Genomic DNA, 20113 nt, shown 5'->3' with positions numbered 1-20113 from the left:
ATTCCCACGACGACATACTTTCTTCGGTACTCGCTCTGCTCGGTTCATCTAAAGATGAACGGCGACCTACTCAGTTCAGGTTGATCAGTGTGCCCTTCACGTCCACGTTGCCGCCGCCGCCATCGATCAGCACGCCACTCTGGGCGCGAATTTCGACCCGGCCTTTGCTGCTCACCTTGATGAGGTTGGCCTTGGAATCCAGCAAGACCTCATTGCCACTCTTGTCTTTGATCAGAATGCTGGGGCTGCTGTCGCTGTCGTCCAGAATGATTTCGTGGCCCAGCCGGGAACGGATGATGCGTTTGGTCACGCGCCCGCTCTTCACGACCTCCGCCTTGGCTTTGGGCGGGGCGTCGCTGCCGTTCCAGAGGCCGCCCAGCACGTAGGGAAAGTGGATGTCGCCCTGCTCGAAGCCCACCAGCACCTCGTCGTTCACCTCGGGCGTGAACATCACCCCCCGCGTGGGGCCGCCGCCCACACTGACCACCCGCGCCCAGTCGCTCTCATCCTTCTCGGTCAGGGCCGGGAATTTGACCTTCACGCGGCCCTGTCCCTGCGGGTCGTCGTTGTTGGTCACGATGCCGATCATGAATCCGGTCTGGCCGCTGCCCGCACTGCCGCCGCCCGCTGCCCCGGACGCCGCCGCCGGGCCGCCCAGCATTGCCGCCACGCCCTCTTCCCGCCCGCCAGAAATGCTGAATTCGGTCACGTAGCCCTGCTGGGTGCGGTAGCGGTGGCGCACGCTGGAGGTCACGTATTCGCCCTCAAAGCGCGTGCCCACGCCCGTGATCTTGATGGTGGTTCCGGCCGTCAGACGCGGCGTGCCTCCGCAGGTTCCGGTGGCCTCCACCAGTCCCTCGGCGCGGCGGTTGCGGCTGGCCTGTGCCAGAGCGTCGGCGTAGCCTTGCTGGCGCACCACCGTCCCGCTCTGGGTTTCGGGGGCGGGCAGATTGAAGGCATTCTGGCTGACCTGCTCGCTGCGGGTCGGGTCCTGCACCTGCGCTTTCCCCTGCCCGCGCTCGGCCTGCGCCACCACCGCCTGCTTTTTCTGCGGATCCCAGCCGCGCACGGTGGTCCGGCTGGTCTGGTCAAGGCTGCTCAGGCGCGGCAAAAAAGCACTCAGGTTCTCGCGCCAGCGCAGTTCCAGGGTGCCCTCACCTTTGGGAGCGTGGCAGTGCAGGGTGTCGCCTTCCACATACAGCACGAACCCCAGCCGCGCCGCCCGCTGCCGCAGGAAGGCCAGATTGGACTGGTTGTGTTGCAGCACGTAGTCGTGCACCGCCCGCGCCTCGCCCACCTCGGCCTTGAGGCCCAGTTCGGAGGCGATTTTGCGGACCAGGTCCATATCGGTCACATTCTGAAAGGAGCGGGTCTGGTTGCCGCGTGCCAGTCGGTGCAGGCGGTCGAAGGCCCGCACGGTCAGGGTCTGGGTGTGGCCCTCAAATTGCGGCTCCACCTCCACGATTTCGCCCCGGAAAATGGCTTCCTGCTCGCCGCCGCGCTGCACCGCCGCCGTCACCTCCAGCCTGGCTCCCAGTTTCAGGCGGTCACTGTCGATCAGGTCGATGCTGGCGTCCCGAAAGGTCACGGTGGCGCTGTCGGGCAGGGTCAGGCTGCTGTCCACCACCACTTCCTGAAGGGCCTGCATCAGTTCGGGCGGCGGGGTCTGACCGTCCAGCGTCAGGTACAGCTGCGCCACCGCGCCGCGCACGCTGCTGGGCACCTGAGCGCCGGAGGAGGGCGAGCTGGCGGTCATGTGTCGTTCCTGTTCTTGCGGAGGTCCAGCCCTCCCCGGCTGGCCCGCGCCGCGCTGCGGTACTGTTCGCTGATCTGATAGGTATCGGCGCTCCCGCCGGGCTTGAGTTTGCCGTTATCGGCCTGCTTGAGCTGCAACTTCACCACGGCCCGCACGGGCATGCCGTTGGGCATGAACAGCGTAAATTGCTGCTCCATACTCTCGATCACGGCCTCGAACAGCCACGTTTTGCCCCAGACGAACAGCACGGTGGGCGGACGGCCTTTTTTGGTCTTGGGGTCGCGCAGCCGGTCGTCGATATAGGTCAGGTTCCAGATTTTGTCGGTGTACTTGCGGACATCCTCCACCACCGTTTCCGAGGGGCGGTCGTAGTAGGTGTCGAAAAACAGTTCCAGCGCCATGTTGCTGGTGTTGCCGCCGCCGAAGGTGAGGTCGGAGGCGTCCTTGGTGCTGTTGTCGGCCTGGCCCCAGTTCACGTTCTTGGTGATGGTGTATTCCTTGGGATTGAACATGCAGGGAATCACTTCACGGGTGGGTTCGAGGCGGATGATCTGGGCTTTGGCGAGCTGTCCGTCGGACATGGGGAAACCTCCTGCGGCCTACGAAGTTCGGAAAGTGGAAGGTGGGCGTGGTCAGTCATGAACCGGAGAAAAATCGTGCTGGCCGAAGAATTGACCTCTGAATCCGTGTCTTCCCACAGCCCACCCGTGTCGCCCCGGTTTACCGGCAATCCTGCGGTTTGGGCGTGTTGGGACGCCAGCCACACCAACGCTCGCTCTGCTGACGCTCACTGTAAGGGCCTGCAAACGACTTGGAATCGGAACTGAAACGAACCACAAAGGAAATATTGTTGGCTTCCCCGTCAGGCACGGTCACGCGGGCATTGACGGTATAGCTGCCGGGGCTGCCGAACACCGATCCGGTGATGGTGCCGCGCACGCCGTCGCGCCGCTCGCCAAAATTGAAGGTTCCGGTGACGCGGGTGCGGTTGACCTTCAGAACCATGCTGCCGAAGCTGTGTTGCCACTGCCCGTCGAGTTCGTGTGGGGCGGTGGGAGCAGGGGTGGCCGCCGGACGCGTCGCAGGCGTGGGACGCGGCGCCACGGTGGGCCGGGATGGGACGGCGGTGGTGGGGGCCGGAGTCGGGGTGGCCGTTGTGGGTGGCGGTGTCGTCGGCCGGGGCGGGGGAGCCGCAGCCACCACACGCGGGGCCGTGAAATTCACCTTGGCGGTGGCTTTCAGCGGGCGCTCGCCTTCGCCCACCACCAGCGTATAGGCGGTATCGGCAGCCACTTGCAGCACCACGCGGCCCGTGGCCGGAAAGCGTCGGCCCGCCAGTGGCCCGATCAGGGGCTGAATCCGCACCGTGTTCACGCCCTGTACCTGCCAGCTCAGCGTGACCGGCTGCGCTCCGGTGATCTGCGGCTTGTCTACCCGGAAGGCCAGAATTTTGGCAGGCGCGGGAAAGGTGATGGTGGGGCGCGGCACAGGCGGCGCGGCACGGGCAGTCACAGAAGGACGGGCTGCCGGGGTCGGCGCCGGTGTTGAGGGGGGAGTGGGCGTCGGGGTCGGCGTCGCCACGACAGCAGGCGTCGGGTCCTGGGTCTGTTCTGGTACAGGATCAGGCACCACTACAGGATCAGGCGTGGGCGGCGGCGTGATCACGATCGGGGTTGGTTCCAGCACGTTCACGCCCGCCGATACGGTGTCCTGCTGACCCGAAGAGTTGGTGGCGATCAGCGTAAACACGCCCGATTGCCCCGGCGCAGACACGGGCAGGCTGCCGTTGGTCGGCAGAGACTGGGTGCCCGAGGCGGTGGTCAGCTGCACCGTCTGGGCGTCGCTGGTACTCCAGGTCACGGTCACGTTGCCGCCCACACTGACCGTATCGGGCGACACCGAAAAGCCTGTGATCTTGGGCGGGCGGGCGCTGATGGTGAGGGCAGCGGTGGCCTGCACGTCTTCCAGACCGTTGCTGGCCCGCAGCACGTAGCTGGTGTTCTGGGTGGGCGACACGGGCACGCTGCCCTGCGGCGGAACGGGGCCGATGGGGTCGATGGTCACGTTGGTGGCGTTCAGTACGTTCCAGCGCAGGGTGGCGGTCTGCCCGGCGGTCAGGGTCTGGGCCGAGAGATCGAACTGGGCCACGCTGGGCGGCAACACGGTCACGTCGGTGCTGCGCGACACCGGGCCGCCGCCCGAATCGGCCTGCAGGCGCACCGTCACGTCTTTGGTGAGGGTAAAACTCTGCTTGCCTTTGGCCGCCACCGTGCCGAACGGCTCGAGCTGCACGCGGTCCACGTTGGTCACTTCCCAGGCCACCGTGATGGGTTTGCCGATCTTGCCGCTGGCCGGACTGACGGTAAAGACCTTGATTTCGGCGGCCCGCAGCTTGGGCGTCACGGTCAGTTCGCGCCTGGATTCGCGCAGCCAGCCGCGGGCCACCAGCGTATAGGTGCTCGCCTGCGTGATTCCGGGCAGGCCGAGCTGACCCGTACCCTTCAGCGCCGCGTTCTTGCCCGCGTCGGAAGGCAGCAGCCGGACGCTGCGTGCCCCGCTGGTGTCCCAGTTCAGCACGAAGGCCTGCCCGGTCAGGGGCGCGTTGCCCTTCAGCGCGAAGGCCGTGATTTCGGGCGGGCGCGTGACCCACCAGCCCAGCAGCCCGAGCAGGACCAGCAGCACTGGCAGCAGCCACAGCGGAATCAATGGATTGTGTTGTAGCCGGGCCAGCACCGGCACGGGGTCGTGGCGGTCGGCGTTGATCAGCACTTTCAGGTTGCGGTGCGTGGTCGTCCCGATCCAGCGAATGGGCACGCGCACCTTCATGGGCTGGCCCATGCCCTGACCGGGATCGGTGTGGACATTCGCCACAAAATTATCGACCCGGATTTTGCCGATGCCCTCGCGCAGCCGCATCCAGATGCCCGACAGCACCGCCCGCAGGTTCACGATGTTGCTGAGGTTGCCGCTGGTGGGCATGGCAAACACTTCCTGCCAGCGCGGTAGCAGGCGGACGGCGTCCTCGTCGTCGGCAATGGTGGGCGAGTACACCAGGGGCGTGTTGCCGCCGTTGGTTACGCTCAGGTCGTAGCGGGTGCGGAACCAGACCCGCCGCAGCCCCGGCGTCAGGGTGGCCTGCGTCTCGAAATACGGCAGCACCGTCCAGCGCATCTCGGCGCGGCCCATCTCCTGCGGATTCTCGCGGGAGCGGGCCACCACCGTCGCCGTGTACTCTCCGGCCAGAGCGTCCGGGGTTCGGGGCACCAGAATGTGCAGTGTGGCTGGTCCCTGCGTGCCGGGATTCAGCTGCACCTCGAAATGGGCGTTCTGAATCCAGTGCTCGGGCACGCCCTCCACGCTGAGGCGGAAGTGATCCACGGTGCGCCCGGTATTCGCCAGCACCAGCGGCAGGGCGCTGGGCACGCCGGGGGTCAGGGTCAGTTCCAGCACCGACGGATTGACCACGATGCGCGGCTGGGCGGCCACCGTGTACGGCGCGTGCAGGTACAGCCAGTACGGGCGCACGTACAGCAGTTCTCCGTAGGGCCAGGTCGCCGGGGTCATCGCCGGAAGCGGCACGGTGTCCATCACGCTGGGGTTGGTGGCGTTCAGGTCGGTGGCGAGCACCTGTCCGGGCCGGAATTCCAGGCTCAGGTGGTGGCGCGAAATTCCGGCATGATCCAGCACCACGTCGTTGCCGGGGCCGCGCCCGATGGTGGCGGTGGGGTTGGGCAGGACCTCGTGGCGCAGCAGTTGGCGGTCTTCGCCGTAGATCAGCAGCCGGGGATGTGGGGAGCGGTCGGTGGGCGGGACCACCTGCGGCTTCTGGGGCATCTGCGCCAGCGGCGGCAATACCACCGTCGGTTCTGGGCCGCTGGGCAGCATCCGGTTGATGATGGCCTGCAAGGACTGTTCCAGCGCCGCTGCCGATGCTGGCCGGTCTTCGGGCCGCTTGGCGAGGCAGGTCAGGATCAGCTCTTCCACGTCTTCGGGCAGGCCGGGGCGCAGGCGGCTGGGCTGCACGGCGGCGCTGTACTGGTGGCGCTCGAAGGCTTCGGCGGCGGTGCGGGTCTCGAAGGGCACGAGTCCCGTCACCAGTTCGTACAGGATCACGCCCAGCGCGTACAGGTCGCTGCGGGGGTCGCCCTGTACGCCCCGGCACTGCTCGGGACTGAGGTAGGTCAGGCTGCTGCCCAGCTGTTCATGGGTGCCGTAGCTGGCCGAGCGCAGATCCGCCAGTCCGAAATCGCTGAGTTGCAGGGTGTAGCCGCCGCGTCCCAGCAGGGCCTTTCCCGGTTGCAGCAGTAGGTTTTCGGGCTTGAGATTGCCGTGCATCAGCCCCATCTGGTGGGCGTAGGCCAGCCCGCTGGCCGCCTGACGCAGCAGGTCCAGCGCCACCAGCAGGTCGGCGGGTTCCTGGGCGCGGCTCTGGAATTGCAGCAGTTGCCGCAGGGAGCCGCGTTCGGCCAGCACCATCCGGTAAAACACCCGGTTGTCCCGCTCGCTGGGCGGCTCGGCGGGCAAGATATGGGCATGGCTCAGCGACATGACCTTGCTCAGCAGCCCCTCGAGCTGGATCAGCAGGTGCGCCTGAGCTTTGTTCGTGTCGGCCAGCACGCGCACGGCGTAGGTTTTGCCGTCGTCCAGATCGGTGGCGGCGTAGACCTCACCGAGCCAGCCCGTGCCCAGCGAGCGCAGCAGTTGATACTGCGCCATGATGCGCGAGGTGGTCATGGGTGGCCTCCCGGTGCGGGCGTCTGCGTGGTCAGGGTCACGAATTCCAGTTCGTAGTGCACATGCGCGGGCGTGTGCTGGCTCACGATGTCGGCCACCAGTTCGCGCCGCTGGGCCTGATCGGTGGGCGGTTCCTGTGCGTCTTCCGGCACCACGATTTTGAGGTGATGGGGCCGGGACGCGTCCTCTTCCAGCGCCGCCGTGACGCCGCAGGCGATTTCCAGCGCCCGCGTGAGGCCGTAACGGGTGCCCCGCCAGCGGTAGAGCGTCATGGATTCGCGCACCCACTCGCGCCGCCGCTGTTCGGGCCAGCGTTCATCCAGGCTCAGGCCCAGCCAGCCGCTCAGCCAGTTCAGAAATTCGGGCGGGCTGGTGCGCGGATCGAAATACATCGCCAGATGATCCTGGCGGTGTTGCAGCGGCTCCCACAGATTCTCGAAGATGCGCAGGTAGCGCCCCGCAAAATCCGATTCCTCGAACAGGGCCGGAAGGTAAGCGAGGTAGCTGCTGGCCCCACCCGACAGCAGTTGTGGGCGCTGGGGCACCCGCGCAGGCCGCAGCGGATGCAGGCGTAGCCCATCGCGCACCCGGGTTGCTCTGTCGGTGGCGGCGGGCAGGGGCACGGGCGCGGCGTCGGCGCTGTAGGTCAGCGAAAAGGGGCCGATCTGGATTTCGTCTCCGGCGCCGATCAGGGTGGGCGAGTGGGCCTGAAGGCGGCGTCCGTTCAGGAAGGTGGAATTGTTGCCCAGATCGGTCAGCAGCAGTTGGCCGCTGTCGTCGCGGGCCAGTTCCGCGTGCCGGATGGCCACCCCCGCGTCGGGCAGGGGCAGGCCGTTGTCTGGGGTGCGTCCCACCGACAGCAGCCGCATCTCCAGCGCCACCGCCCGAAGGGTCTCGCCGCCGCGCCGCACGCTGAGCTGACCGCCGCTGCTGGGTGTGGAGGGGGTCAGCTCCGGTCCGTTCGTTGCGTCTCCCGGTCCGGTCATCCTTCCACCTCCACCCGGTGAATATCGGACACGATCACGGCCTGTGGAGGCAGGTTCAGGCTGCCCGACACGGCTTCATGCTGCTGGGGTTGGCCGGGTTCGGTCAGCACCACCTGAATGTCCTCGACCACTTCCACGCCGCGCAGGCCGCGCAACAGGCCGTACAGTTCGGGCATGCCCAGCGTGCGGCCAAAGGGCCAGCCTGTGCCCTCCGGTCCGCCCGTGTAGGGGTTCAGGTAGGCGTACAGCGCGTTCTGTGCCGCGCGGCGCAGCAGGTCGCGTTCGCTGCGGCTGGCGCCGCTGTGGGCACGCAGCGTGGCGGTCACGCTCAGCCACACGTACTGCGGCTGCCTGAGTTCCAGAATCGTTCCGATGGGGCGGCGTTCATCCAGAAAAGCCTGCGCCTGCGCCCGCAATTCTGCCGAGAGGGTCAGCGATTCGGGCGCGATGCGGCCCGCCGGGTCGGAGGCAGGCGGCAGGGCAGGCAGCACCACCAGCGTGACCCGTCCGGCAGGCACCTGCACGGCCCGCAGATTGCCCGGATAGTTGGCCGCGCTCGCCACCGTGTTGGCGGTCAGGCAGTGGGCGCGGGCCACGCCGTCCAGTTGCTCGGCCAGAAACTCGTAATCGTCGCGGGTCACGGCGCGGGTGCGGGTTCGCAGGATGCGCGGGACCCGCTGAATGGCGTCTTCAAGGGACTGCGCGTTGCGCCCCCCGGTGGCGGGCTTGTGGTTTACCACCCGCGCCACATACGGAATGCTGGACTTCAGCACGCTGAGGGTGCGTTCGGGCACGTTGCCCAGCACGCCGCCGCTGTAGCTGTAACGCCGCATCCGCAGGGTGCTTCCGGCGGGCGGCACGGCCCCGAAGCGGTACACGCTGCCGTCGGGTTGCAGCAGGGTGGGGCCGAAGGTCACGGTGCCGTCTTGCAGGTCCAGCCGGAAATGGCGGTCGTCGGCAGAGGAATCGCTGAAATCGGTCACCGGCGTCCAGATGGTCGTTTCGCTCTGCCGGTCGGAGCCGGGCCGGTCCGAACTGGCCCGCTGGGACACCTCCAGCACATCCTGATCGGGTTCGGGCGACAGGACCGGGCCGTACATCAGTTGAAAGGTCTGTCCCGCGTTGCCGTCGCTTTCGCCCAGCAGCTCCCCGTACACCACCGTGGCGTGGCGGGCAGCCACCGTCGCGCCCCTCGATTCGGCCTGGATCGCTTCCACGTCGGGGCTGACCTTGTAGCCCGCGTAATTCTGCTCGCTGGTCAGGCGGCAGCGCAGCCAGAAGCCCACCTGCCCAAAAAATTCGCCTTCCTGCAAGCTGGGGAGGCGCAAAATCAGTTCGCCGGGCACGTTGAAGGCCGCCGTGCCGTCGTATTCCACCTCACAGGGCACCCAACGCTGCGCCCCGCCCTGCCACGCCTCCCAGACAAAGGGCGGTTCCTGCGGATTGACCCCGGCCCCACCGGCCACCTCGACTGTCAGCACCAGCGCCAGCACATGGTGACTCAGGTCTGCGCCGAAGGCCAGCAGGAAGGCGTCGCCGGGCACCGGCTGGTGGCTGAACACCGGAAATTTCTGTCCTGGCAGGCTCAGGCGGCCCAGATCGTGCTGCACGAACTGGTTGTCTGCCGAGACGGTGTTGGCGCTGTACACGTTCAGCAGTTCGGGCGGGCGCACGGTCAGCGGCTGCTCGGTGCTGAACACGGTGGCCTCCGAGACCTCGGTGCGGATGGTCGCCACCTCGGTGCCCGCCGCGATGCTCAGGGGCGTGTCCTGCGGGGCACTCAGGTAAAAGGTCACGGGCGCGGTGGCGGCGCGGGGTGGATCAAGTTGCAGGCCGATCATCTCAAGGAACGTGATGAACATTTTCTGCGGCACCTGATTCACGCGGGCCAGCATCAGGTCGGTCATCCACGCGAAGACTTCCAGCAGAGCGATGCCGGGGTCGGAGGCGTTGTGATCGGTCCATTCGGGGCAATACACCGGAATCAGGCGCTTGGCCTCGTCCAGCAGGTCATCAAAGCGGCGGTCATCCAGATTCACGGTGGGCAGGGGCACTTACGAACCTCCGCGTCCGGTGGGCACCAGACGGCGAGAACAGAACAGGTGAAAGGAGTGGAAAGGGGGGGGTGGGAGAGGCGTGCCGACAGAAGCTCGGATTTCAGCAGGCGCAGAGAGGAGGAAGGCAGAGGGTAAGAATACAGAGCGGCTGGCTCTGGCATGGGCAAACAGAGTGGGGGAGAAGGGCATCATTCTAGCTCTCTTCGCCTTCCGGCAGGCGGTAGTAGGGGAACACCAGCGAGGCAGGCTGATGCTGCCCGCGCAGGCGATATTCGATGTGAACCAGGATGCGTGAGGCGTCGGCGGGATCGGTGGTGGCGTCTACATGCACCAGTTCTATGCGCGGTTCCCAGACCCTCAGCGCCTCGTCTACGTAATAGGCCGCCAGGCCCAGCGTGGTCGCGTCGTTGGGCGCAAAAATCAGTTCGTGAATGCGGCAGCCGTATTCGGGGCGCATCACGCGCTGGCCTTTGGGGGTCATCAGCAACATCAGAATGCTCTGGGTCACGGCCTGCTCGCCGCGCACCATCGCCACCCGCCCACGCGGATTGACAGCCACCGGAAAGGCCCAGCCTGCACCCAGCACGTCGGTATCTGGGGTCATGCCTGCCCCCGGACGCCGAGTTCAGACGCGCCGCTCTGCGTGCCGGAGCTGCTTCCACTCCCCAGATTCAGGCGGCCTGTCTTGCGGAATTCCAGTTGCAGGGCCTCGCGCATCAGGTTCATGCCCAGCGCCTCGCCCCGCGATACCGCCAGATACAGGGCGTTGACGGCCACGTTGCGGATGCTGCCCCCGGCCAGCGTGACCTGCGCCAATTCACCAAAGTCCAGTCCCTCCACATCCACCCCCGCCGGAAACACCTGCCGCCACAGCCGCTCGCGCTCGCGGGCCTGCGGAGCGCGGAAGGGCAACACGAATTGCAGCCGCCGCATAAAGGCGATGTCCATGCTGCTTTCCAGGTTGGTGGTCAGGATCGCCACGCCGCTGAAGGCCTCCAGCCGCTGAAGCAGGTAATTGACCTGAATATTGGCGTAGCGGTCATGCGCGTCCTTGACCTCGCTGCGCTTACCGAACAGGGCGTCGGCCTCATCGAACAGCAGCACCGCGCCGCCGTCGTCTGCGGCATCGAACACCAGTTTCAGATTCTTCTCGGTTTCCCCGATGTACTTGCTGACCATGCCTGACAGGTCGATGCGGTACAGGTCCAGATTCAGGGCGTTGGCGACCACCTCGGCAGAAAGGGTTTTGCCTGTCCCGCTGGGGCCACTGAACAGCGCGGCCACCGCCCGCCCCCGCCCGCCCGTGGGAGCGCCCAGCAGGTCGTTCACGGCGGCGCGGTGTTGCACGTGCGCCACGATCTGCCGCAGCACGCTCAGATCGGAGTCGGCCAGAATCACGTCGTCCCAGGTGGCTCCAGTTGAGACCCGCTGCGCCAGCCCGCCGATGCGCCGCCGACCCGCCACCCGGCAGGCCGTCCATGCCCGGTCCAGCCGCGCTGCATACCCGGCATTTCCCGGCAGGTCAGCCCGCACCTCCCGCGCCAGCGATCCGATCCGGGCGGCGTCCAGATGGAACTGGTCGGTGAGGCGCTGAAGGGCGGCCAACTGGGGATCAGGCAGGCCCAGAGCGGCGGCCCACAGCGCCCGCTGTTCCTGCACGCTGGGCTTGTGTACCTCCAGCGGCAGCACGGCGCGGGCCACCTGAAGGGGCAGGGCGTCCTCGCAGACCACCACCACCGGGCCAGCGGCGGCGTCCATCGCAGCGGCCACGAGGTTGCCCATCGCGCCTTCCTCGGTGTCTCCGGTGGCGTCCAGCAGCACGGCCATGCCCTTCAGACGCGAATCGCGGGCCAGCGCCCGTAGCCGGGCGGCGCGTTCGTCAGGCTGACCCTCTTTCGCGGGTTGTGCCAAACCTGATGAACCTGGCCCCGATGAGTTCAGTCCCGCCAGATTCACCACCAGCACGCCCGCTTTCAGGCCGCCCAATGCGCGGCGGGCCACCTCCTGCCGGGCGCTGGCATCCGCGCCGTACAGCAGGCCCGCCCGCCCTGCCGGGTCGCCGTCCAGAAAGCCCTGCAACTGGCCCACCAGTCCTTCCTGACTGTCGCTGAGGGCCACCTGTCCCACCAGCGACGCCGGAATAAGCTGGGCCACACCGTCCAGCGCCGGGTCAGGCGCGTCGTGGCCCTGCAAAAAGGCCAGCACACCTGCCGGAATGCTCAGCCCGCGCAGGCTCTGGTCGAAGGTCAGGCCCGCCCGCGTGTCCAGCAGCCCCCAGCGCAGCAGCGGCCCTCCCGGCAAAAAGGCCTGCGGCGACGCTCCTTCCAGTCCACCCAGCCACAACAGGGCCAGATGCGGGGTCAGCGTGCCCATGCTCAGCTCGTCTCCGAATCCCAGTGCCGCCGCCGCCACCCGCCGAAACCGCAGCGGAAACAGTTCGCAGGCCACGCACAGGCCCACCACCGCGCCCTCAAATTCGCTCAGATCAAAGGCGCGGGACAGGCGGTGCAGCCGGTTCTCCCCGCCGCCGTGGACTTGCAGCAGGGCGCTGGCGTCTCCGCTGTCGTCGCCCTCGAAAATCCGCAGAAACAGGTCCACCTCGGCGGCCAGCAGTTGATGCGGCGGCACAAGCTGAGAGAGCGGAGCAGAGGAAGGGGCAGGCGGGGCGCTGGCCTCCGGGTCGGTACGTGATTTGGGGGTTCGGGAGGGCATGGGGAGTCTCGACTTTGAGGAGAAGGGGGCTTGGATGGATAGGGGCGGAGTTACGGGGAAGGGTCGGTGTGCTGGTCGGCCCGGCGCTCTGCGGGCGGGAGGTCGTCGGTCTCCTGTTCCCAGTCGGCAAACAGGCGGATGGTGGCGGCCCTCACCACTTCCAGACGGGCTTTTGCCAGGGCCTCTTCCACCTCCGGGCGGCGGGTCTGGGCCTCCAGCGCCTCCCGTCCAGATTTTCCTCCACCCTGCGATACCCGGACAAACGAGCCGAAGCGGGCGCGGCCTCTGGGGGCCATCATCAACGTGGCTGGCTCAGGGCTGGACTGACCAGATGTGGACTGATCTGAATGGGGAGGGGCAGCCTGCTGCACACTCCACGGGGCCAGCAGGTGACGCTCCAGCCACGCGCTGCGGCCAAACCAGCCGCTCTCGACCAGAAAGTTCTGTTGGAAATCTTGTAGAGAGACGGTCTGCCCGGCAGCGCCCCTTCTGGCCCGGAAATAGGCCCGCAGCAACTCGGTACGCTCGGCCCGGACTTCCTGAAGATCCTCGGGGCGCAGCTCGGATTCCTGCCGGAAATCATCCTCCTGAATCTGCCCGCCGGAGCGCGTCTCCCGGATCAGGGCGCGGGCGCGGTCTCCCTCGATCAGCGGCGCGTCCGCCTCCCCGTGCAGCCGCAGATCAAGGGGGGCGGTTTTCAGAATCGCCCGCAAGGTGTCTTCCGGGGGAAGGGTCTGCTCTGCGCGTTCCTGCGCCGTTCCACTGGGCGCGGCGTGCCGCCCTCGCTGAAGCCTCGCCAGCAGGGAAGCGGACGTTTCTGTCCCGTTATCGTCCTGGGTCTGGTCGGTCTGCCTGGAGGCTGACTCAGCTCCTGTCTTACCTGCATTCGGATCAGCGTCTGGGTCGGCCCAGGTCACGCCCGCCTCGCCTGCCTTCGATGTGGGCAACACCCTGGGCAGCGCGTCCCGCACCTCGCTTGCGTCCTGTCCGTGCGTTTCGTGCTCCGGCAACTGGGTCATGTCCGCCTCCTCATTTCAGTTTCCAGGCGGCGCCTGAGAACGCCGTAGACCTGCTGTGCCAACAGATCCAGATCGGTCTGCTGCGCCTTTGATGGCTGGCGCGAGGTGGCGGCGACTGGGGAAGAAGACGGCGACGAGGTGGGTGCGGCGCTGGGCGATGGGCTGGGCAGGGCCGGAGGAGGGGGCGCGGGTTCTGTCACCTGGCGGTCTGTGGACGCGGCGTAGATCGGGGCCGGGCCACTGGAAGGACTGGCAGCCGGAGGGGGGGCCGCTGGAAGGGCATTCGGCTGGAAGGTTGGAGCCGCTGCCGGAGCCTGGCTGCTGCTGTCTTCCCAGAACGGCATCGGCTCCCAGGGGGCGGGCAGGCGGGCAGGAGCAGCAGTGTTCGGTGCGGCAGCTGGTGTGAAGCCCGTTGAGGCCGGACGGGGCGGCGCGGCGCTCACCGGACGGGGGCGCGTGGCCTGTACAGCGGGGCTAGATGATGGACTGACCCCCAATGAATGGACCGGAGTCTCTGAGCGATTCTGCAGGCTGGGCTGCCCCTGCGCCCTGGCCGATGCCCGCACCGCGCCCTCGACGTGGAGGGCCAGGGCTTCTTCGCCCAGGGAGCTGGCCCTTGCATTGCGGTTGGGTGTTGCCTGCACCAGTTGGGGCACAAAATCGGGCCTGCGGGCGCGGAGGGCGTGCGTCAGTTCGTGGGCCAGCACTCCCAGGCCAGAGGGCGACCTCAGGTCCACATTCGGCCCCAGGATCACGATGTCTCCGATGGTCAGGGCCTCGGCGCGGTGCTGGTTCAGGATCGGCTGTGTGCCCGCGTGCTGCACGACAGGAATATCGTTGACCCGCACGCCCAGAGCATTCGCCATCTGCCGCGACACGGAGGGAGCCAGGACAGAGACTGCCGCCGCAGGCCTTGCCAGAGGCGCAGTGAGCGCAGACAGAGGCAGGCGGGCAGGAGGGAAGGTGGGGGAGAGTGCCGCAGCGGGAAGGGACGTTGCTGGGAGAGCGGCAGGCAACAGTGATGAGGTTGCCTCTGGCTGAACAGAGGGAGCCAGGACAGAGACTGCCGCCGCAGGCGTTACCAGAAGCGCAGTGGGCGCAGACAGAGGCAAGCGGGCAGGAGGGAAGGTAGGGGAGAATGCCGCAGTGGGAAGAGACGTTGCTGGGAGAGCAGCAGGCAACAGTGATGAGGTTGCCTCTGGCTGAACGGAGGGAGCCAGGATAGAGACTGCCGCCGCAGGCGTTGCCAGAGGCGCAGTGGGCGCAGACAGAGGCAAGCGGGCAGGAGGGAAGGTAGGGGAGAATGCCGCAGTGGGAAGAGACGTTGCCGGGAGAGCAGCAGGCAACAGTGATGAGGTTGCCTCTGGCTGAACGGAGGGAGCCAGGACAGAGACTGCAGCCGCAGGCGTTGTCAGAGGCACAGTGGGCGCAGACAGAGGCAGGATGCCAGAAGGAAGGGTAAGGGAGAATGCCGCAGCAGAAAGGGACGTTGCCGGGAGAGCAGCCACCAACAGTGATGAGGTCACCCCTGTTTGAGCCAGCCGCATACCTTCCACATTGACCGACGGAAGCGGCGGCAGAATCAGATTCCCGGCGCTCGGATTGCCACTGTTCAGATTCGTGATCGCCACCTGCTGAAGCGTCTGCGACGGCAGCACTCGGCTCGGCTGAACTTGTCCCAGCTGCGGCGGGATTGGGCCAACAGACAGTGGGCCTGAAAGGTGAGGCATCGGGGCAATACCGGGGAAAGCGAACAGAGAAGGCAGCGACGCGGGCATCGGTTGCAGGGCCAGCGGGCCGGAGCTATACGGCGTGGGCAGAGCAGGTGGCGCGTCAGCAGGAGGCACCATCACCTGACCGAAAGGGTCGGGAAAAACGGGTGCCCAGGGCGCTTCCTGGCCTGTTGGCTCCTGATTTACAATGGCTGACTGCATCGCTTCTGGCAGCAGTTCTGAGGTCTGTCCCTCGGTGGGCTGCACCCTGACTTGCCTTGCCTCCACTGCCTGACGCTGTATGGCGGGTATGGTCTGCACCACGACTGCAAGATTGGAGTGCCCCACAGGAGTTGCAGTGGCTAAACCCAGTGCAGATGGCTGGGTCACTGGGACCATCCCAACGTCCCGAGCTTCCGGGAATCTGGCTGCCGCAGAACTGCTGGAGCCAGGGATCAATCTTGCGGCAATATTTGCCTGTGGTACAGAAACCGCCTGTGGAACCGGAGCGGGAAACGTCGGCGTGGGCAGACTCGGTTCCAGCATCGGTGCGGGCAACGGCATCAGGCTGGGCGTATGAACGCTGGGCAGATCAGATGGTGTGTTGGAAGTGCGCGCGATTGGAAGGGTAGGCGGGGCCTGCAAAGCAGAAGATGCCGCCGGGATGATGGAAACCCCCCGTACCGCCTGGGTTAGTTCGTGTGCAGCGTCGTTTTGGGAGAGGTCGGGTAGGCTGCCCTGAACAAACGGGAGTGGGAGGGAAGCCAACTCTGGTTCTACCCCGGCTGAGGCGTTGGTCGCGGTGGGCTGTGTCTGCTCGTCTGCCAGTGTGCGGCTTTCTGTCGGCACAGGTCTGGGCACAAGGGAGACCGACAGCGGAAGCGCACCGCTGGATTGCACGTCGGGCAACAGGGCCACAGGCAACGTTTCAGCGGATTCGCCTCTCTCCTGTACCAGTCCCAGTGAAGTGGCCCCCGCAGGAGCGGCCACCGTGGGCAGGGTGGGGGCCGCAACGCTCAAAGTCTCTCCGTCTGTGATCTGGGCAGCGGGCAGAGGCCGGGTCGCCGCTGCCAGTAGCTCGGTGCTGGAGAGATTGACACTGGAGAGGGTGTCGCTTGCGGCGTCAATTGTGAGGGAAGCAGGAGCCTGCGTCAGAGGTTCTGGTGCCGCTTCCTGCTCAGCCGTTTTGGCAGCGGCACGCGCCTGGGCGGTGGGCAGGGCACCTTCTGGCACCGGCTGAGGTCCAGGCTGAGGCTCCTGCTCGGTCACCTGTACGGCCGAAGAAGCGTCGTTCACTGGGTCACTGAGCTGTGTAGGGGTGGCCCCGGATCTGGTCTGGTCCACATCTGGTCGATCCATATTCGGCACTGGTGCTTCAGGCTGACCCTGACCCGGATTCATGGCCTCTGCCATGCCGACGTTTCTTGGAGCCAGCGGCAGTCCGGCCAGTTCGACGGGCGGCGCTGAACTATGTCCCTCTTCGTCGCTTTGATCTGCGGTTTGAGACCGGGCCTGCGGCTCACGCGCCGTCTGACCGGGTGAAGCGGGAATTGGGCCAGAGCCAGCGGGCGGCGTACTGGTGGCCTGTCCATCGGCACGGGGCCGGGCAGTGGCGCGAAAACGGGAAGCGGCAGCCGGAGCCGCAGAGGGCACCGTTGCAGGAAGCGGCGGCGTGGGAGTTGACGCTCCGGAGGGACCGGTTGCTTTCTGCACCGGACTGGGCGGATTCGGCGCTGCTGGGGCGCGGCGCAGTTGCCCAGTGGTCAATTCCTCGAAGCTCAGCATCCGCGTTTCGGTGGTGCCCTCCTCTTCGGCGTCGGCCATCCGGTTCAGGCGGTCAAACACCGACATGACCTCGGCGTGCGGCAACTCCTCGAACGCGGGCGCAGTGGGGGCGCGGGGAGAGGGACTGGCCGGGCTGCCTGCGTCGGCCTCTGCGGCAGGACGCCGGGTGGGGCGCGGTCTGCGCGGCAGGATGACTCCGATATCCAGGTCGCCGCCGCGCATGATGGCCTCAATGGCCTTCAACTCGTCGGCCTTGAGTCTCTGCTCTGTGGGCGTGGCAGGCTGGGCCCCGACGGCTTCTGCCGAGATTGGGGGTTCTTCTGGGGCTACCTCAACAGTCTGGGCGGCCTCCACCTGTGGTTCACTGGTCTCCGGCTGTTCTGCCTGGGCGGGCGCAGCAGATGCAGAAGAATCGGTATCTGTCGTGATGGCTGGTGTCCGGGAACCAGCTCCTTGAGTCAGAGCGTCTGGGGCCACAACGGACGGCGGGGACGCAGGCGCGGGAGAGGCGGCCGCAGGGCTGGGATCAACGTTTACCTGTGGCGTGCTGACTTCCCGTAACTCGGCCTGATCTGAAGGCGCTTCAGGCTGTCCCTCTGGGGCCTGAGCCGGAGTCGGAGGGGCCATGTCTGCGGAAGTCGCGAACGGCTGAACAGCGGCAGCAGTCTGAGGTTCGGTTACCTCTGTGGCGTCAGGAGCCAGTGACGCTGCTGGGGCAGCCAGAGCCGCAGCCAGGAGCGGCGCAGCTTCCTGAGGTGGAACAGGCTGGACGGGTGCGATCTCAATAGGCGCGGCCTGAACGGGTACAGACGCAGGGGCCGAGTCGGAATCGGAATTGGCCGAGCCTGCCTGAGACGTCTCCTGAGGCACGGGCGCAATGGGGGCGGCTTCCGGTTCAGGTTGTGCCAGATCATTGAGGGCCATCACTTCCCGGAAGGTGGCGCGGCGCGGTGTGGAGCGGGTGGGCACGTCGGCTGCGGCGGGGGAGTCCTGAGGATCAGTCGGCAGCGTGGAAGCTGACGCCGGATTCACAGCCTCAGCGCGGGTCAGCAACTCCTGAGGACTGGGGAAAGCCGCGTCGGTCAGGGCCTGGAACTGGGCTGTGTCAGCGGTCTGGGTCGGTGGTTCATCCGGTCTGGGCGCGACAGGAGATGCGCCTGATAAAGCAGTCTCTTGTTGGATGTGATCTGAAAAGGGCACTTCTGGAGTTGGTGGGGTCGAAAAAGGCGCAACTGGAAGGGGTGAAATTGGAATGGCAGCAGGGGCCATCTGGGACGCTGCCACCGCTTGCAGCGAGACTGCCTCGGGTTCGGGAGACCGGTTCGCCTGCGGGGGGGCAGAAAGTGGGCGGTTCCATTCCGGCTCGTTGGGGAAGAGAGGAGCAGAGGCTTCCGGCATAGGCACGGCTGAGGGCGGCACAGACACCAACCGGGCAGGGACGCGCCAGACGGTCGGCGCAGCAGCCGGGGCCGCTGGCGCAGAGGAAAACGGTGCAGAGGAGAAGGAGGTCGCTGAAGGCTGTCCCGCCAGGTTGCTGCCCACCAGAGGCGCGGGGCCGACTCCAAACTCTTGCTGCGTCACGGCCAAAAATTCTGGATGGCGCAGGCTGTCCAGACGGGTTTTGAAGGTTGACATGGCCCCTCCTTTCTGGGTGACGTCGTTTGAAGTGGGCTGGGGGGCAGGGGGAGTCTGGATCAGGTATTCAGCAGCAGGACGCCCTGATAGGTCAGTTCCAGTGTTTCTATGGCGGCGGCGTCACCGGTGGCAGCCAGGGCTGGGCCGCTCCATTTGACCGGGTAGGCGTTCAGCAGTTCGTAGCGGGCCAGCAATTCGCCGTTGGTGCGGAAGGTGCGGACCGTGATGGTGCGGCGGTCCATCACGCCCTGCATGATCCTCAGGTACCAGTGCAGCAGTTCGTTGCCCACTGTGACGCCGCGTTTGAGGGTCACGTTGCCTGCCCGCGAGCGCACCGGAATTTTCAGCACACTGTCGTTCACGCCGCCCTCGATCACGTCCATCGTTTCCGTTTCCAGTTGCAGGCCCGAAATTTCAGAAAATACGGCCCGCTCCAGCTGGTCTACCGAGATGTGATACCGCTGACTGGCATGGGCCTGAAAGCGGTCGATCTGGTCTGTGGTGAGCTTGCCCGTCATGCTGTGTCCCCTTCTTTGGGTGTTGGCGTTCCTGGAGATTCAGCGTTCGCCGTCCCGCCGCAGCCGTCCCAGACGCAGGTCTTCTTGCAGCAGGCGGTAGACCCGTTCGGCCAGGTCATCCAGGTCGGTGCCCGCCGGAACCGATGCAGGCCGGGCGGCAGTGGCCTGACTGGGCACCTGATCCCCGTCCTGCCCGCCCCCTGTTGGCCCCGAAGCAACCGGACCGCTCACTGCATCTCTCCCGCAGCCGCCTCGATCCCCTGAGACAGATCAAGTTCAAGAATGGCCTGACAGTGTGGGCACTGCGTTTCGATGAGCCTGGTTTCCATGAACTGGGATTCGGCTCGGCGCGGTTCCTGCATGGCGGCTGAGGCTGGTGCGGGCGCACCGAAAGAAGGCTGGGGCATCCGCGCCCCCGCCGAATTCAGGTTGCTGTACACCTGCTGCAAATAGGAAAAATCCAGTGCTGCCAGCGAGGAGACGAGTTCCGGCGTGATGGTGCGGTACGGCCCCAGCCAGGTAATGACCCGCGCCAGTACCAGGAGGCCGTAGTAGGCCTCGTTGGCACGCACGCGCGGGTCGCCCATCGGCTCGATTTCGTCCAGCGCCGTTGCCAGCCGCATTCCGCCCTGTTGAAAGGCCCGTCCGTCCGGGCTGACCAGTCCCACAGGGAGCGTAAAAGTGTACTCGGCGGCAATCATCCCCTACTCACTGCACGCGCTTGTAGCCTTCGTGCGTGATGGTCAGTTCTTCCACAGCCACCTCGTTGCTCTTGGCGTCGTAGGTGGGGCCGTTGAGCTTGCTGGGCCACGCCCGGTCAAAGGTCCAGCGGGCCACGGCTTCGCCCTTCTGGTTGTACAGCGTGATCGTTCCGCTGCGGCGGGCGGCGTCGATATCGCCTTCCTCGACCTGCCTGCGCCACTGCCACATATCCATGGTGTCGGTGATCCCGCGCTTGAGCACGATGTCGGTGTAGGCCATCGTCCCGGGTTCGCGGATCAGCACGGGGCGTCCGCGCTCGTCGGTGGCCTTGTACTCCACGATCTTGCTTTCGCTGCCCAGGCCGGTGCATTCACGGAAGGCACCCTTCACGCCGTTCTGGAAATCCACGGCGAAATAGGCGGCCACCAACGGGTCTTTATGTGATGCAGTCATGTGTCATCCTCCTCAGAGAAACTAGGGGCCGGTAGAGGCGGCCA

At 66.4% G+C, this 20113-nt stretch carries 13 protein-coding genes; all 13 read right to left on the bottom strand.

Annotation, left to right across the window (positions count from 1 at the left end):
* Window positions 1-70: 70 nt before the first annotated feature.
* The 13 genes from F561_RS0105200 to F561_RS0105140 all read right to left on the bottom strand — a co-directional run bounded on the left by F561_RS0105200 (window position 71) and on the right by F561_RS0105140 (window position 20069).
* Window positions 71-1756 carry a VgrG-related protein gene (locus F561_RS0105200; protein ID WP_019008893.1) on the bottom strand — a complete coding sequence of 562 codons (1686 nt, stop codon included), beginning with the start codon at window positions 1754-1756 and terminating at the stop codon, window positions 71-73.
* On the bottom strand, window positions 1753-2337 hold the full coding sequence (locus tag F561_RS0105195; protein ID WP_019008892.1) for a CIS tube protein: 585 nt from the start codon (window positions 2335-2337) through the stop codon (window positions 1753-1755). Before F561_RS0105195 ends, F561_RS0105200 begins: the two co-directional genes overlap by 4 nt.
* 139 nt (window positions 2338-2476) lie before the next feature.
* Window positions 2477-6490, bottom strand: coding sequence for an FHA domain-containing serine/threonine-protein kinase (locus F561_RS0105190; protein ID WP_019008891.1), 4014 nt, complete (start codon window positions 6488-6490; stop codon window positions 2477-2479).
* Window positions 6487-7476, bottom strand: coding sequence for a phage tail protein (locus tag F561_RS0105185; RefSeq protein WP_019008890.1), 990 nt, complete (start codon window positions 7474-7476; stop codon window positions 6487-6489). The genes F561_RS0105190 and F561_RS0105185 overlap by 4 nt, the downstream gene beginning before the upstream one ends.
* On the bottom strand, window positions 7473-9530 hold the full coding sequence (locus F561_RS0105180) for a putative baseplate assembly protein (protein ID WP_019008889.1): 2058 nt from the start codon (window positions 9528-9530) through the stop codon (window positions 7473-7475). The genes F561_RS0105185 and F561_RS0105180 overlap by 4 nt, the downstream gene beginning before the upstream one ends.
* A 196-nt stretch (window positions 9531-9726) precedes the next feature.
* Window positions 9727-10137, bottom strand: coding sequence for a GPW/gp25 family protein (locus F561_RS0105175; protein ID WP_019008888.1), 411 nt, complete (start codon window positions 10135-10137; stop codon window positions 9727-9729).
* A complete protein-coding gene (locus tag F561_RS0105170; RefSeq protein ID WP_157451584.1) occupies window positions 10134-12245 on the bottom strand; it encodes an ATP-binding protein in 2112 nt (703 codons plus the stop codon). The genes F561_RS0105175 and F561_RS0105170 overlap by 4 nt, the downstream gene beginning before the upstream one ends.
* 50 nt (window positions 12246-12295) lie before the next feature.
* The gene (locus F561_RS0105165; RefSeq protein WP_019008886.1) at window positions 12296-13264 is read right to left on the bottom strand and encodes a hypothetical protein; all 969 of its coding nucleotides are present in this window, start codon (window positions 13262-13264) and stop codon (window positions 12296-12298) included.
* Window positions 13261-18396: an eCIS core domain-containing protein gene (locus F561_RS0105160; protein ID WP_019008885.1), complete on the bottom strand. Its 5136-nt coding sequence runs from the start codon at window positions 18394-18396 to the stop codon at window positions 13261-13263. The genes F561_RS0105165 and F561_RS0105160 overlap by 4 nt, the downstream gene beginning before the upstream one ends.
* A 59-nt stretch (window positions 18397-18455) precedes the next feature.
* Window positions 18456-18914, bottom strand: coding sequence for a phage tail protein (locus F561_RS0105155; protein ID WP_019008884.1), 459 nt, complete (start codon window positions 18912-18914; stop codon window positions 18456-18458).
* Window positions 18915-18953: 39 nt separating this feature from the next.
* Window positions 18954-19145: a hypothetical protein gene (locus F561_RS28675; RefSeq protein WP_157451583.1), complete on the bottom strand. Its 192-nt coding sequence runs from the start codon at window positions 19143-19145 to the stop codon at window positions 18954-18956.
* Entirely contained in the window at window positions 19142-19615 is a 474-nt protein-coding gene (locus tag F561_RS0105145; protein WP_019008882.1) for a hypothetical protein, read from the bottom strand. The genes F561_RS28675 and F561_RS0105145 overlap by 4 nt, the downstream gene beginning before the upstream one ends.
* A gap of 7 nt (window positions 19616-19622) precedes the next feature.
* A complete protein-coding gene (locus tag F561_RS0105140; protein WP_026298618.1) occupies window positions 19623-20069 on the bottom strand; it encodes a phage tail protein in 447 nt (148 codons plus the stop codon).
* Window positions 20070-20113: the final 44 nt, after the last annotated feature.

Source organism: Deinococcus aquatilis DSM 23025, assembly GCF_000378445.1.
In the GTDB taxonomy this organism is placed as follows: domain Bacteria; phylum Deinococcota; class Deinococci; order Deinococcales; family Deinococcaceae; genus Deinococcus; species Deinococcus aquatilis.
The sequence above is the reverse complement of the archived record's forward strand: the minus strand, read 5'-3'. Positions and strand labels throughout refer to the sequence as shown.

Excerpts from the sequence above, each read along its gene's own strand:
- F561_RS0105195 (WP_019008892.1), bottom strand. The coding sequence starts at position 2,337 with ATGTCCGACGGACAGCTCGCCAAAGCCCAGATCATCCGCCTCGAACCC.
- F561_RS0105155 (WP_019008884.1), bottom strand. The coding sequence starts at position 18,914 with ATGACGGGCAAGCTCACCACAGACCAGATCGACCGCTTTCAGGCCCAT.
- F561_RS0105140 (WP_026298618.1), bottom strand. The coding sequence starts at position 20,069 with ATGACTGCATCACATAAAGACCCGTTGGTGGCCGCCTATTTCGCCGTG.
- F561_RS0105200 (WP_019008893.1), bottom strand. The coding sequence starts at position 1,756 with ATGACCGCCAGCTCGCCCTCCTCCGGCGCTCAGGTGCCCAGCAGCGTG.
- F561_RS0105190 (WP_019008891.1), bottom strand. The coding sequence starts at position 6,490 with ATGACCACCTCGCGCATCATGGCGCAGTATCAACTGCTGCGCTCGCTG.
- F561_RS0105165 (WP_019008886.1), bottom strand. The coding sequence starts at position 13,264 with ATGACCCAGTTGCCGGAGCACGAAACGCACGGACAGGACGCAAGCGAG.
- F561_RS0105160 (WP_019008885.1), bottom strand. The coding sequence starts at position 18,396 with ATGTCAACCTTCAAAACCCGTCTGGACAGCCTGCGCCATCCAGAATTT.
- F561_RS0105170 (WP_157451584.1), bottom strand. The coding sequence starts at position 12,245 with ATGCCCTCCCGAACCCCCAAATCACGTACCGACCCGGAGGCCAGCGCC.
- F561_RS0105185 (WP_019008890.1), bottom strand. The coding sequence starts at position 7,476 with ATGACCGGACCGGGAGACGCAACGAACGGACCGGAGCTGACCCCCTCC.
- F561_RS0105145 (WP_019008882.1), bottom strand. The coding sequence starts at position 19,615 with ATGATTGCCGCCGAGTACACTTTTACGCTCCCTGTGGGACTGGTCAGC.
- F561_RS0105175 (WP_019008888.1), bottom strand. The coding sequence starts at position 10,137 with ATGACCCCAGATACCGACGTGCTGGGTGCAGGCTGGGCCTTTCCGGTG.